The organism is Micromonospora vulcania (assembly GCF_042658605.1).
Classification (GTDB): Bacteria; Actinomycetota; Actinomycetes; order Mycobacteriales; family Micromonosporaceae; genus Micromonospora; species Micromonospora vulcania.
Map to the genome: position 1 here is coordinate 143,101 of NZ_JBHSQS010000003.1, position 15,990 is coordinate 159,090.

Sequence of the window (15,990 nt, forward strand, 5' to 3'; positions counted from 1 at the left end):
TGAAGTGCTGGCTGCCGCGCAGCGGCGCTGGCCAGGCATGACCCGGGGACGGCTGCAGAAGATCCTCGCTGCTGCGATCAGTGCCGGACTTATCCGCGACGAGGATGGGAGCCTCCAGACCGCAGAAGCGGCAGCCTCGCCAAGCTCTGGGTGCCCCCAATCGACGGCGCCGTCGAAGGTTCCCCGCGCCGTAGTAGTCGACGTCGAGGCGGTGGTACGCCCCACCGCCGAACGTCCCGCCGGTGACCGGCGCATCTACCAGATCGGCGCGGTGCGGCTGTCGTCTGGCGCCACATGGGTCGAGGCGGCGCCACGGCTCACTGCGTGGGTCAAATTGCCGGACGTCGACTGGGAAGAGCAGCTGCGGTCCGCCTCCGTACGAAGCCAATACGCCAGCCGCGCGGTACCTGTCGAGCAGGCGCTGCACGACCTGCGGGACTACCTGGCGGACGCGGACATCATTGTGGCTTACAACGGCACTGGCGCCGACTTTCCGTTGCTCGACGAAGTGGCCACGGCTGCCCAGCAACCACCGTTCGGCGGGCTGCGCCGCGTCGACGCGCTGTACCTTGCCCACGCCGTCTGGCCGACCGCCCGGTCGTACCGTCTTGCGGAGCTCGCCGACGACGTCAGCGTCGACCGAACTGGGCTGAACTGGCACGACGCCGCCGACGACGCGGACCTGACCGCCCGGCTACTGCATCGCGCCGCGGCCGTCGTCGACAGCTGGGATGGCCCGGTGCGGGATCTGCTGCTTGCCGTCAGCGCAGGGTCGCCCGGCTGGGACCTGCTCACGTCGCTACTGGCCACACCAGCCGGGCAGCCGGCCGCTGACGACGGAGCGGTCGCCGAGGTTCTCGCGGATGTGTTCGGCGGTGGGGACCTGCGCGAACCAACCCGGCGTGGCCGTACCATGCCACCGAACCTGTCGATACCGGCGCACCTGTTCGACCAAACAGCGCACGTGGACCCGCACGCACTCGCTCAAGTCGCCGCGTCCGGCGCTGTCGAACGCCGACCGGCGCAGCAGCAGATGGCCCAGCTGCTGGCCCGTCAGGTCGCAGCCGGCCGGGACGCGTTGTGTGAGGCGCCGACCGGCACCGGCAAGAGCTACGCCATCCTCGCCACAGCCCTCGAATGGCTGGCCAGCGACCCACGGCGACAGGTGGTCCTGGCAACCTTCACCAAGCAGCTGCAGACCCAGCTCGCCGCCGACATCACCCGGCTCGCGTCGGCCATACCTGGACTCGATGACATCGCCGACCTGGTGAAAGGAAAACGTAACCGGCTGTCGCTGCGGGCCCTCGTCGCCGCGCTGACCGACGCGGTGACGGCTGCGGCAGGAGCCGGCGGCACGGGCGGTCGAAGCCGGTTCGCGGCCCATCCCGGCTACTGCGAGTTGCTGGTGTACCTGGTCCGACGGCTCACCACAGCCACGTCGGCGCAGCAGGCGTGGGTCGCGCGAAGCGTCGACACTGCCGACGTCCCGGTCTTCCTCGCCGAATACCTCGAAGCAACGGCTGGGCCGTTGGTGGGGTTGTGGCTGGCAAGCGTTAGCCAGGAATCCGACGACTACGGCTCCGGCTCCCGATCTCCGCTGGCCCGCATGACCGACACCGTCGCTGAGGCACTCGCAGGGCACCGGTTGGTGATCGCCAATCACGCGCTGCTGCTGAGCAACCCGGACGCGTTCGCCGATGACACGCTTCTCGTCGTCGACGAAGCACATTCACTCGAAAGCGCTGCGACCGGAGCGGCGAGCGCCGAGGTCGACTATCGGGCGGTGGAGAACCTCGTCGCCGAACTGCGCCGTTGGTACATCACGCAGCGCGTCGCGCCGCAGGTGCTCGGCGAGCAGATCACCGAACTGGAACGGATGCTCGACACGGAGGCGATGCCCCGGGCCGCGCGGGCGGTTTTCGACACCGCCGGCGGTGAACCGGGAACCCGGGCGGCGACCGTGGCCAGCCCTTTCGGTGGGCTCGGCGGTAGCGGCCCGGCCCGACAGCTGCTTGCCAGACTCGAAAGCCTCGCCGTCGTCGCCGGTATCGTCTATCGGCAGATGTCTGGCCATCTCGAATCGGCTCAGATGCAGGCCGCGTCGTGGTGGGAACGGGAACGGGCCGCGTCGCTGGCCGCCCGGGTGGGAACCCTGGGCGAAGCCGCCGACCGGATCGTCGCCGACGCCCGTGACATCCTCGACCCGCCCCGGCCCGACAGAGCTGCCGGGGATCCGGCCAGCGCCGAAGACACCACAGGTGACGCCGATGCGGCGGAGACGGTGGCCCCGGTCGACCCGTTCGAAGAACAGCTCGGAGAGGATGGCAGCGGTATCACCCGGCCGGACCTCGGACCGGACGATACCGGGCACGCCGCGGCGCCGATGGGGTCGAACCGCGTCGTGTTCGCCACCGAACTGGAGATCGACGCCCTGAGCGTCTCCGCTCGCCGGTACGCGTTCTCGACGACGTCCGCACCGATCGAACTGGCCCGCGACCAGCAGTGGGCGCTAGCCCGTTCCCGGTTCGCCCGAACCTTCTTCGTCTCGGCGACGCTGCAGGTGTCCGGCAAGTGGGACTACATCCGTAACCGGCTCGGGCTCGGCTCCGACGTGGACGCCCACTACCTGTCCGGCCCGTTCGACCTCGCCGCCCAGGCCCGGCTGGTGTGCCTGACCGACTTCCCCAGCTGGGCCGAACAGACCGACGGCGCGGTCCGCACCGTCGCCCACCAGCTCGCTGGCTATGCCCGCGAGGCCATCCGCCCCGTGGCCGCCGCCGGAGACGACGGGCCGAGTGCCGACGGGTTCACCGGCGGCGGGCTGGTGCTGACCACGTCGACCCGGGCGGCGTCCGCGATCGCGGAGAGGTTGCTGGCCGAACTGCCGGCGGCCGCGCCGGGCGTTCCGGTCACGGTCGCTCCGCTGCTCGGTAACGCCCAGGCGGCGCGGGCGTTCACCGCAACCGGCGGGTTCTGTGTGGCGACCCGCGGCATGTGGCAGGGCGTCGACTTCCCCGCCGACCGGCTATCGCTGGTGTGGATCAACAAGCTGCCATTCGCGCCGTTCGCCGACCCGATCGTCGCCGCCCGCCGTGCCGCCGTCGCCCGTCGTGCCACGGACACCGGCCACCCGGACCCGGACCGGGTCGCGACCGAGTCGTACTATCTGCCCCTGGCGGCGATGGACCTGCGGCAGGCGGTCGGCCGGCTGATCCGGTCGGCCCACCACCGCGGTGTCGTCATCATCAGCGATCGCAAACTTGCAGGGCAGACCGCGTTGCGGCGAAGCTACCGTCGAGTATTCCTCGAGTCTCTCGACCCCGGCCTGCTGATGCCCGACCCCGACACCGGCGAGAAGGCCGGCGGGAACCTGATGAGCATGGCCGAGGGCTGGGAACGCGTCTGGCGGTTCCTCGCCGACTCCGGGCGAATCACACCTGAACGCGCCGACGAGTTGTGCACCCCGGACGCGCTCGCCGAACACACGCTGCTTCCCGCCACCCGCAAAATCCTTGCCGCCCGCATCGACGACGAGACCGAGGCGGTAGCCCGCGCCGACGGCAAGCTGGGCGACCTGTTGGTCGAGCGCTGCGCCCAGATCGCCGGCTACCTGCGGTTCTGCGACGCTCCGCTGCAGCTGCGACCCCAACAAGAGCAGGTGATCCGCGCCGTCGCCGACAACGCCGACGTGCTCGCGCTCCTACCGACCGGGTTCGGTAAGTCCTACACATTCCAGCTCCCCGCGCTCGCGCTGACCGGCGTCACCGTCGTCGTGTCACCGTTGGTCGCGCTGATGGCCGACCAGGCCCTCGAGCTGAACGCGAGTGTCGGCGGTGCAGTCCGGGCCCTCGTCGGGCCGATGGCGGAGTCCAACAGTCGCCGCGGCAAGACCGAGGTCGCCGAGCAACTCACCAGCACCCACGACCACGGCATCAAGCTCATCTACATCTCTCCCGAACGTCTGGGCAATCGGCGGTTCCAGCAGCTGCTGCGAATCGGTGCGGCAAACGGGCAACTGCGCCGGGTCGCCGTCGACGAGGCACACACGTTCGTGCAGTGGGGCGACGACTTCCGCCCCAGCTTCCGCCGCGCCGCCGGTCTGCTCACCCAACTCCGGCAACAGCACGGGGTACGGATCACTGCGGTCACCGCTACCGCCAACCGTGGGGTACGGGCCGGGCTGCGTAGCGGGCTGTTCGGCCTGGCCGACGAGCCGAGCGTCGGTGAGCCGCTGGTCACTGTCACCGCAGACCCGCTGCGCCCGGAGCTTGCGATCTACCGGCGGACGTTCCGGGCCGCGGGTCCGAACATCGTCGCCGGTCTGGCCGAGGCGGTTACCTCCGCCTGCGACGACCACGCGATTTTCTACTGCCTTACCGTCCGGGAGGTCGACGCACTCTATGCGCATTTGCGCGAGTTCGTCGGCGAAGGAGAAACCCGGCGGGTGCGCCGGTTCCACGGCCGATTGTCGGAGGCGGAGAAAGCCGCAGTCCTCATCGAGTTCCGCGACGCGCCGAAAAAAGGCGAGGAGGGGTTCGTCCCGCTGCTGATCGTGGCGACCAGCGCATTTGGGCTCGGCGTCAACCGTGGCGACATCCGCTGCGTTTTCGTTGTCTCCCCACCCACCGACCTCGCGGGGCTGTATCAGCAGCTTGGCCGCGCCGGCCGCGACCAGGCCGGACGGGACCCGGCCGAGATCACCGCACCGTCGTACGGGCTCGCCCTCGGCACGGGACGGGGCTTCCGGACCGTTGCATGGATGATCTCCCAGGGCCTGCCGGATCCAACGTTGCGACGTATCGGCAATGCCGTCCTATCCGCAGCACGGGGCAGGGGAGTGCTCGACCCGGACTTGGTCGCCGACACCGTCATCGGCGAGGAGGTCACCGCTGGGTGGATGTCACTCGACGACGCCCGCAAACCGGCGACGGCGGCGATGTACAGGACCGCGGTCATCCGGGCGCTCGCCGCGCTCGCTGCCGCCGGAACCATCGACGACGGCGGAGACTTCCCCGCGACCGTCGTGCTGACCCCACTCGACGACCCGGTCTCATGCCCCGACGTTCTTGCGGCCGCCGCGACTGTCGTGCAGCAGCTCACCACCACGCGGCCGGGCCGTCACCGGTTGACCGAGGTGCACCGGCAGCTCACCGCCGCAGTGGACGGATACGACGACCTTGCCGCCGACGCTGCCGGCACCTGGGCGTTGCTGGCGATCCTGCATGACCTCGGTGTCGTTGACGTCTCTCAGGCCGGCAACAACCAGACACTGGTCTCGGTGGGAATGCTCGGCGGACCAGGCAAACTGCCCGCGGACTTCGGCGCCCGGATGAATGCCCACCGGGCCCGGCTCTCCACGGAACTGACCGCGTTGCGGGACTGGTACGCGGAGTCCACCCGGTGCGCCAACGTCGGCTTCACGGAGTACTTCGGGCAGGCCGGACAGCCGGTGCCGGACGGTACCTGCAGCACCGCCGCCTGCCGCTGTTCTACTTGCTGGTCGACCAGCAGCGACACCACCTCGACACCGGCGCTGCTGAACGCGTTGAACACCCCGCAGCCGCGGCCGTCCGCCGACCGCGACGGCGCCCCGTACCAGGCGGCGGTTGACCGGTACGTGCGGGCGTTGCTGTGGGACAACTACCGAGGGCTGACCGCCGGGATGCTGCACAGGGTCCTCCGCGGTGACGACTCGTACCTGTCCAGCCGGTCCGGGCGCCTGCGGCCGCTGTGGCCGCAGCTGCTCTATCACCGGCTGCGCGGTGTCGATCCTGGTATCAAGCTCATCCACGTCAACGACGCGCTCATCCGGCTAGACAACGCAGGCGAGGCGGTGCTGACCGACCTCGGCCGGGTGTGGCGGCTTCGCCGGCACGTTGACCATGACAAGTCCCGCGCCGTGGTATCGGCCCGGTAGGCCGAAGCAGGAGCACGCCGATGATTGTGACCGCAACACCCACATGGCGGCCGTTTCACGACGAGCCAATGTTCACCGACGACCTGCTGCACGGCGTCGACGACATACCCGAAGCCTCGCGGGCGGCCGTCATCACCTATCTCGAGCAGGTGGCCCACGTCCGCCGGGCGCCGCTGCACACCACCACGGCGTTCAACGCGCTGCACTTCGGTTTTGACCCGCAGACTCGGGGCTACCAGGCCGCGGTGCTCGACCCTGAGCTGTTCGTTCGGCTGGATACCGGCACCGTGGCCCTGCCCGTGCTGCCCGTCGGCACGTTCGTACGTATCGAACGGGGCCAGCAGTCGCTGTGGGCCGAAGTCGTCGCCCGGTTCGGCGCCCACGACGAGACCCATTCCGACGGGTGGGTTCCCGCGCACCTGTCGGGAGCACCGGCCACCCTCGACGCCATGGGCTGCCGGCCGGAACGCGTGATCCTCGACCCTGAGGCATTCGGTGCGCCACTGACAGCACGGGAACGCGTCGAACTCCGCCGACTGCGCCAACGCGGCGTGCTCCTCGACGACCGCGGCCACCTGACCGGGAAGGTCTGCTACCCCAACCCGAAGGTCGCCGACCTGGACGACACCGCCCTGTACGCCCACCATCTACTTACCGCCGGGAAACCGCTGTTGGTCGGTGGACCGCTCGGCGGGCTACTGATCGACCCACACGACGACGACACTCTCGCCATGGCGCTGCAGACCGCGCTCGACACCATCGACAAACTGCTGGACCAAACACCGCATCTGCGTCGCTGGGGCGCGTACGCTACCCCCGCCGAACGGTACGAGCGCCGCCGCGACCGTCCGGGCCTACTTGGTGGGGCAGACCTTGACGACGTCGCTCACGCCGCTACCCGGGCCACGCTTGAGCCCCGGTTCACCGGAGTGTGGCCGCTGCTGGCCGGCTGGGTCGACTCGGCAAAGGTGACAGACCCTGAGCAGGTCGACGTCGACCCGCTCGAACTCACTGCCGCAGCCGAGGCGGTTGCGCACGTTAATCTCGCCATAGCCGACGTCGCCACCTCCGCCGTCGACGGTCTGCTCGTCGACGGTGTCCATTTACGTATCGACGACCGGTGGCAAGCTGCAGGGGTCTGGCTCGCCCAGCCGGAACCGGTCCAGACCGACGTGCGTGGCGTTGACCCGCTGCGACCTCTCGCGCTCGGCTACCACGAGTCGCTACCCAGCAGCAGCTTCGCTAGCGACACCCCGCCGGATCGGGACCTCTCAGACCGGCAGCCGGACGACGGGACAGCCGGTAGGCCGGACGGGGCCGACACGGACGCCGCCGCAGATGGTAAGGGTCGCGACACAGGTGAGGACACCCCGACCGGCGGAGACCAGGTACGGCAGGAAACCCGACCGGACGACGCGGACCCGGACGCTGCCGATATCGACTTGCCCGACGGATCGGCCGACGATGCCGTCGAGGACGCGATTGTCGTTGAACACCTCCACGACAGCCTCGTTGTCTACACCGTTGCGTTACGACCGGCCCACCTCGACGGTGACGCGCTGCCGCTACCGGACCACGTCGACGACCTGCTTGCCGACGGTACCCTCGTCATCGAACTGCACCACGATGGCGACAACCTCGACGACGATGAGCGAATCCAGCAGGTAGAGCGGTCAGACGGCGAGCTGTCGGGGTTTGCCTGGCCGCTGTCGTTCTACCCGGGGATCAAGGTTACCGTCGCGGTCGCCCGCGGCGCCCGAAGGCTGTCAGCGGCCACGACACTGCTCACCAAGCCGCTGCTCTACGGTGCGGCCTTCCGGTGGGCGGCTGACGTCAAGATCCTTGCCGCCGCACTCGGCATCGACCTCCCAGATGTTGGCCCGCAGACACCGGAGCAAACAGTCCCTAGGGCGGCGAACCCGAATGTGCCCGCCCGCCACCAGGGCATCGGTCCACTACGCAAGCTTATCGTCACCGCGCTGCGCCGACATGGTGCCGCCGGATCGTTCGGCGCGCGTCGCCTGACCGGCCCGCAACTCTTCACCGCCTTGTTCGGTCCGGACTTGTCCAACCCGGCCCTGATGTGGCAGGTGATCTACACCTGCGATCGACTGGTGGACGCGGGCAAGCTCACCTGCGAACCAAACCAGGGACGTCCCGACAAGCCAGGCAGCGGCGGCCCGGACACGTTCGTATGGTGGCCCAACGACGCGGCCCGCCGGCAGGCACAGGGGCACACTGATCAGCAGCGCCGCGTGGCTCTGCGGGGCAAGGTTCACGAGCACTGGGTTCCACCAGGCACACGCGCTCTGCCGGGCGGATACCAGGCCAGCGACGAAGCACGGTCCGCGTACGCCGAGTTCGTCAGAAAGGTGCGCGGCCCGAAAGCCGACACCCGACTTCCAACCGGCTACACCTTCGTCAGAGGCCACACCCGGGGGAGTGAACCCGGGTCATCCTGGTTGAGGCTGACGTGACACGACATGGGCCACGCATCACGCTCGTCCTTGTCTGTGCCTGCTCTGTCGGAAAATCCGTAGCTACCGGTCGATCCGGCCCCGTCCGTTCTTTACGTCGACCTTCGAATAGGAGATCCACCCCCAGATGACCAGCCGTCCCCGACGCCCGCGCCACGACCACCCTCATCATCATCCACTTGTCTGCGACGCGGAGGAGTTCACGCGGCTGGCAGCCAGCGAGACCGATCCGTTGGCGCGGGAGCTGCACGCCGCGAAGGCTCACCTCGCCGGACAGCTGGAGCGCCTCGGCGACCCTGTCGACAACGCGCTAGAGGTTCTCACCCCGGAAGAGTTCACCGACCTGGTGTGGCGTCAACCCAACCCCGGTCGTACGAACTTTCTACGCAGACACCGTGTTCCATCCGCGCGGCGTCTCGCGCCAGCCGCGGCAGCGATGGGGTTGTCACGTCTGCGTAGTTGCCCACCTGATCAACGGCTGCGTGACGCCCGCTACATCACCACCTCCGTGGTGCGGGGATTGTGGGCGCACCTGATGCGTTGGGTGGACGACCTCGACAACGAGGCCCTGCGCAGGGCTTTGACGGAAGACCCCGCACAGACAAACGCTGTCCGACTGATGGTTGTCACACACTGGTACGGCGCGCCGGAAGCGGTCGCTGCCCTCCGATGCGCTCTCACTGGTGGCCTGGCGCTCCCCAGCTGGCCGGTCGATGTGGTTGACGGTGCCGTGGACGCCTGCGCGCGATTGGAGGCGGTGTGGCTCGACCAGGACGACGACCAGGATCCAGACTGGGCAACATTGGGGATGGACGCGACCACGACCAGCGGCGTAGAACACCCCGTCATCCCGCAAATGCGCCAGGATGGTGACTCTGCGGATACTCGAACGGGAGCGGACCCGGAACCCCCAGGGGTGGGCGAGGTAGCCACGGGTCAGTCCTCCCACGAGGGGCCGCCGGACGCGGCAACACTCACCACGGCCGCCGACGAACTCGCGCTGGCGTTGGATATCACCCGCGGAGCGGTGCACCAGCTCAACCAGTGCATAGCGGCCGGCTGGCTACCCAGGGCCAGCATCATTGAACCCATCCCCGCGTTGTACCGCGCCGTCGAACGCGCGCAGCAGCTCATCGAACGGGCGGAGACCGAATACGCGCTGTATCCCGTTTCCGGCGAGGGTGGGCTGTTCGACGCCAGCGCTGATCCGGCCATGGCGGCAGACTGCGGTGCGCTCATCCGGACTTTGAAGGTAGCGGCCGAGGCGGCACAGGAAGACCAGGAGACACGTGACCAGCTGCGACGTCTGACGACGCTTAAGGGACCCGAGACGTCCCGTGCTGTCATCGCAGAGGTCCGCGAGCTGGCGTGGGATTTGACGCAGACGACCCGACGGGATGACATTAGCCGCAATCATGTGACTGCGCTGACGGCCCTGCTGCGGCTTATCGACGCGGCCGCCGACGGCGACTCCACTGCGGCGATGCAGTACTACACGATCGCCCACCAACATCTCCCGTCAGCGCTGACACCGGTCGTGGCGATCGCCCTCATGCAGCAGCTCACTGTGGTGGCCAACGCTCCTGAACTCGTCGAAGCCAGCGATGCCGACCTGGAACCCTTTCCGCTAGACGCGTGGCTCGACGCCCTGGAGGCTCCCGACGCACACGGATCGGAGACGGCCGAACCCGCACCGGACAAAGCACCCGACGACGGGCCCACGCCAACCGCAGGACACGACGAAATCGCGCTGGCTCAGGCGACTAGCGTGTCACCCGCCGAGGACGCGGCACCGCGCGGGGAGGACGACCAGCAGACGGCCGGCGACCACGCGTCTGAGCCCGGCCGGCCGGCCCCCCGTGACGCCGTCGGAGTCGAACCCGCCGACCCGGCCGCTACCAGTGTGCGGCGAGTTGTCACCGACAGCATCCACGCCTCGCCGGATTCCGATGATCTACCCGACGACGTTGACGGCCTCGACACCACCGATGACGAACCCAGAGTTGGCGTTGTCGTCCCAACGGACGCCGTCGACGGTCACCCCACTCAGCAGGTCACCAGGGGTCAGGATCCGGCCGCCGGCGAGCTGATCGCGTCGCTGCTGCGCCACCGCCAGTACTGCCTGGCCTACCACGCGGCGACCGCAGCCGGACGGGGCCCTCACGCGCAGGCGCTGCGGGTCCTCACTTTCGCTGAGGCGGTCCGCAGCGAGACCGGCCCGACGGCGGTGGCGCTGCGCACAGCCATCGGAGACCTGCGCGTGCACCACCTGGACGGCAACCGTCCGGCGCAACTGGCACTACTGGCCGGGGCGGTCCGTGCCGCGCTGGTCATCGCCGACCCGTCCGCCGGAGAAATCGTCAAAGACGTGGTCGCGAACCTGCACGAGTTGCCCGCTACTAGCAAGCTCGCCAGCGCGATCGGCGTCGCATCCGCACAAGGACTGCTGTCCAACAGCGCCCTACTGAAGGCGCTCGCGCCGATCGCGGGTGCTGACAACGACATCGCGACCGCCGCCGCGCAGGCCGCCCGGGAACGCACCAAGCCGCGCACGATCCGGTTCGCCCGAGCCAACCAGGTCGTCGAAAGCTGGTGGTCGTCGTTCGGCCTGATCGGATCGCTGCTCGACATCGCCGCTAACGATCGCCGAGCCGAGGTTGATACCGTCGCCGAAGCCCTACGCAAGCTCCTCAAACGAGACCAGCTTGCACAGGAACTCGGACGAGAAGACGCCAAGCTGCGTGGCACCAGCGGACGGCCACTGGAAGGCCCGGCCCGGCGCCGGCTGCTCGACCACGCAATGGAGTCCCTTGATGCGGTCGGCAACTGGGTCGACGCTGTCCGGACGGACCCGGGCCCGGAGCAGTCCAACACACCGGTACCGACCGTGCTGGCCGAGCTGCGCGCGGCGGTCCACCGCGAGTTCGCCGCCGCGCATGAAGAGCTACAGATGCTGGCCGACACCAACGCGAACGTGGTGCTGGCCGCCGCCGCGGACGCCTGCCTGGCAAGCCTCACACGAAGCGTCCAGCTGCTGGACGGCAGCAGTCTCACCGGCACCGAACCAGACCCGGCCACGGTCCTCAACCGGGAACTGCTGCGCAGCCCTTCATTGCGGATGGATGACAAGCTCCACCCTCTCGACCAGATCACCATAGAGCACATCGCGACCGCCGCCACGACCAGCTGGACTGTGGCCTTCGACGGTCGCCTCGCCAACGAGGATTATGTCGCCGCGCGGACCATCGTCGACGCAGTCCCCGAAACCGACGAGGGGCAGGCCGAGGCGATGTCCGCCCGGCTCGAGCAGAACATCACCCGGTCCCGCACAGAGCTGAAGACATGGCGGGCGGTGGTGTCGGCACGCGTGGACAAGGCTGCACGGCTGGGCCAGCTCGGCTCCACCGAGTACGCACAGGTGATCGCGCAACTGGAGGCCGCCCGGGTTGACAGGCAGGACCTTGGTGCTGTCCGCCGTCAACTCGACGGGATCTCCGAGGACCTGCCTACTTACGCCGAGCAGGCGAAGCAGGCGCTGAGGATGCGTGCCCAGCAGGAACTCAATGCGGCAGCCGGCCGGGTAGCCGACACCGCGGCCGAGACGATCACTGCCTGCATAGACACCGGCGACCTTGCCACCGCCGAGGAATACCTCCTCAGCGCCCTCGCCGGTGAGGTGCCCCCAACTGCAGCGGCGTCCGGGCACCTAGCGGAGTTTATGACCGTCGCGAAAACGTTTCGCGGTGGCGTCGACGGCGAACTCCTCCGGGCCGCGCAGGACGGCACCACCGCCAGCGGCCTGGACTTCAGCCGCCTGTCCGACGCCGCTCGCACCGCCGCTCACGACGGGCTGAAGCACTGGCTGGAGATGAAGACGAACCGCCACCAGCGGACCATGCGGATGAAGTCGGTGTTCGCGTCGGCGCTGCGGCTGGCCGGCATAGAGTTCACCGGCGAGCGTCAGCCGTACAAGCTGACGATCGCGCCGAACCGCAAATGGATTGAGCTGACCGGGTTCAAACGGATGCCGCGGGCTGTGGTGCCCGCGTTCGGCACGCTAACCGATGACCGGTTGAAGATGATGATGTGCTGGGGTGTCCAGGACGCCCAGACGCTGCTGACCTGGATTGCGCAGGATCCGAGCACGGACCCGATCCTGGTCGCTATGTTCGGCACGATGACGCTCGACCAGCGCAACATGCTGGCGAAGGCGTGCGCCGAGCGAGCCGACCGGCCGATCATGGTCCTCGACGACACGGCGATCGCCTACCTGGCGACGACCGGCGGCGGCCAGTTCCCGACCACGGAACGGATCCTGCTGCCGTTCGCGGCGACGAACCCGTACCACCCGCACGCGATCGGCAACGTTCCCCAGGAGATGTTCTTCGGCCGGACCAACGAGCTGCAGCGGGTGATCGAGCCGTTCGGCTCCAGCCTCATCTATGGCGGCCGCCAGCTGGGTAAGTCGGCGCTGTTGCTGGCCGCTGCACGACAGTTCGAACTCGTACCCGAACGGGTCGCGGTGTACCTGTCGCTACCGGGAGGGTTCGGCTCAACCGACCAGGTCGACGACCTGTGGAGCATGCTTGCCGACAAGCTCAACCAGCGCGACATCGTTCCGCCCCGACGTCGACCCCGCGACGGCGCCCAGTTCGTCGAGACCGCCGTGAACGCGTGGTTGGACGCAAACCCGAACCGTCGGCTGCTGTTGCTGCTCGACGAGTGCGACGGGTTCTTCGACGCCGACGCCAAGGCAGGGTTCCGGCACACGACCCGGCTGCGGGACTTGATGAACACCTCCAATCGGCGGTTCAAGCCTGTGTTCGCTGGCCTGCACCAGGTGCAACGTTTCGCACACTTGCCTAACCAGCCTCTTGCTGGCGCGCACTTTGGTGACCCGATCGCGATCGGGCCGTTGGCGCCGGACCCGGCGTACCGGCTGATGTTCACTCCGATGGAGACCCTCGGGATTACGATCGAGGCCGACGAGCTCGTGCACCGGGTACTGGCCTACTGCAACTACCAGCCGAAGCTGCTGCAGCTCGTCGGTGAGGCCTTGGTGCGCGAGTCCCTGAGCCGCCGTGGCGCTGAGGGCCCGAACTACCTAATCCGGGACGAGGACCTTGAGCGGGTCTTCGGCTCCGACACCGTGAAGCAGAAGGTCCGCGAGACGGTTCAGCTCACCCTCAACCTCGACTCGCGGTACAAGTTGATCGCCCTCGTCGTTGCGCTCGACGCGCTTGCCAACGGTGCCGACCATGCGATCGACACGAACATGCTGCGCGACGAATGTCAGGACTGGTGGCCGGAAGGCTTCTCGCGACTACGCCCGGATGAGTTCCGCTCGCTGCTGTCGGAGATGAGCGGGCTGGGCGTTCTCGCTGAGAAGGGTGGACAGTGGCGGCTGCGGTCGAGCAACGTGCTGCGGCTCTTGGGAACCAAGGAGACGATCGAAGACGAGCTGTGCGAGCAGGACTGGAGCGCGTCGGTCACCCACCTGTCGGCCGAGCAGGCGCGCCGCACTCTGAAAGATGGGTCGATCTCGCCGCTGACGGAGAGACAGCTCGCCACACTGATCGAACGGGGCAATCGGCTGCTGGTTGTCGTGGGCACCCCGGCTACCGGCATCGACCGAGTGGAGACGCTGCTGAAGGAGGAGGCGTCCCGGACCGGGGCCCGCTTCACCCTTCACGGTGCGTCAGGTCCGTCGTCGTACAGGAGGGAACTGGTCGGTGGCACGGCCGGAGACAAGCACCGGGTGGTGTTGTCGAAACTGTCCGGTACGCGGCTGGAAAATGCGATCGGGTCGCTGGTGAACGAGCAGGAGATGCTGCCGAACGCCGGCGTCACCCGGTCCGTGGTTGCCGTTGTGGATGCGAGCACCAGCGACCTATTCATCCAACCGGGCGCGCCGGACCTCAGCGAGTTTACCGACCAGATCATTGTGATGCGTCGCCTGTCACCGGCCGGTCTTCGTTCTTGGGTGGCGTCCGAAACCGATAAGGTCGCCTCCTTCAGCGACGACGCCAGCCAGAGGATGTTGATGGAGGCTACCGGAGGCTGGAGGATCCTGCTCGACGAGGCCGTCCAACACCCCGCGTCCGGTCGCAGCGCACGTCGGGTATGCGAGACCATCAGCGCGAAACTGGCCAGTGGCGAACTCGCGGTGAAGCTCATCGAGGAGGTCGGAATCGCCGACAACGCGACCCTGGTCACCGCCTTCAACGAGATGCTGGGGTTCAACGAACCGATGACCCCCGAGGATCTGACCGCGCTGTTCGAGGTGACCCACTGCGGAGGCGCCCGGTCGGTGGCCATGTTGCGATACCTAGACGTCGTCGAAGAACGGTCCAGCGACGGGAAGTTGGAGCTCGAGCCGGTATTCGCAGCGGCGTGGAAGACCATCCGAGGACAGTGACCCCTTAGATCGGCAGCATGGTGAGCCCGGTAGCAAAACTGCTGCCGGGCTCGCCACGAGTCCAGATATACCGCAGTAGTGGACGCTCATCGCGTCGATGACGTCGTCCTATGAGATGTGTCGACGTGGGCGATGGCAGTAGTGCCAGCGGCGTGATCGTCGCCGGAGGCCTTTGCTGTACCGCGTCGAGTGATCGTCCGACGATCGGCCAGCCCCATAGGGATGGGTTCGTTCACCGGACGGTTCAGTTGCTGTCGGTCCGGGTCCCTGCCACACGACGGGCAGGTCGCGACGACGTGGCGCAGGTCGAGCGGCGGCCGAGGAACAAGGCCCGTGTCAAATGAACTGTGGGTGAGTGGTGGCTCGAAGAAGCTGATTGATCAACTCTGCTGCGCTCACCCGACTCACTGTTCGAGAACATCGAAACCTACGCGTGTCATGTTAGCTTCGCGCCAGGTCGTCGCCTGGCGAGACACCAGGCTGGGCCCCGTCATGGCCGACCTGCAACTGGCATTCAGGTGCCGGTGCCGGGGAACGGGAATGTGGGCCGTACCCGTACCCGTACCCGTTGCCGGCCGGCACCCTTGGCAGACGACCTTCGAAGGCCTTCTTCCTAGGACGCTGTACGCGTTGTGTCAACCTGAACGCTCACCGCGCAGTGCGTGGTTGCCGCGTCGCGAGTCCCGTCCCGTTGCTGCCCGTACTCTGTGTCAGCATGGGAATGATCGCCGCGTGGTGGAGCTTGGATGCGCTGAACGCCGAGGTGCCTGACCACCATCACGACTCGACGGTGGAAAATCTCGACGGGACCTTTGATGCCAGCGACGAGTTGCGCTGCTTTCGTAAAGAGCACGTCCCCGTTGTCGCAATCGAGAAATGGCAGCTCCACGATGACCCCGATGACGCTGAGGGGATCGCCAAGATTGAAAACCTCCGCCGTGCGATCCGGGCTGGGGTTCGGCTGCCGGCGATCGTCCTGGTTCATGTACCCGGCGGGCCTCGATTCGAGCAGTTCAGTGACCCTCGATATGCAGGCGCTTACCACCTACTCGAAGGTCGTCACCGCTACAACGCCGCTTACCAGGAGCAGACGCCGACGATCTTCGGGTGGGTCGCTCACATCGGCTGCTGTGGCGGACCCGGCGCTGACCTTGTGGTAGCGAAATCTGGCGGGTAGG

The 15,990-nt window shown here is 67.8% G+C and carries 4 protein-coding genes; all 4 read left to right on the forward strand.

The features are described 5' to 3' along the window. Positions 1-211 precede the first annotated feature (211 nt). The 4 genes from ACFQGL_RS05615 to ACFQGL_RS05630 all read left to right on the forward strand — a co-directional run bounded on the left by ACFQGL_RS05615 (position 212) and on the right by ACFQGL_RS05630 (position 15,989). Positions 212-5,917, forward strand: coding sequence for a DEAD/DEAH box helicase (locus ACFQGL_RS05615; RefSeq protein ID WP_377506376.1), 5,706 nt, complete (start codon positions 212-214; stop codon positions 5,915-5,917). Positions 5,918-5,937: 20 nt separating this feature from the next. Continuing rightward, positions 5,938-8,394: a hypothetical protein gene (locus ACFQGL_RS05620; RefSeq protein WP_377506379.1), complete on the forward strand. Its 2,457-nt coding sequence runs from the start codon at positions 5,938-5,940 to the stop codon at positions 8,392-8,394. 127 nt (positions 8,395-8,521) lie between these two features. Continuing rightward, positions 8,522-14,812, forward strand: a complete 6,291-nt coding sequence (locus ACFQGL_RS05625; protein WP_377506382.1) for a hypothetical protein — start codon at positions 8,522-8,524, stop codon at positions 14,810-14,812. A 715-nt stretch (positions 14,813-15,527) separates the two neighbouring features. Next, the gene (locus ACFQGL_RS05630; protein ID WP_377506385.1) at positions 15,528-15,989 is read left to right on the forward strand and encodes a hypothetical protein; all 462 of its coding nucleotides are present in this window, start codon (positions 15,528-15,530) and stop codon (positions 15,987-15,989) included. Position 15,990: the final 1 nt, after the last annotated feature.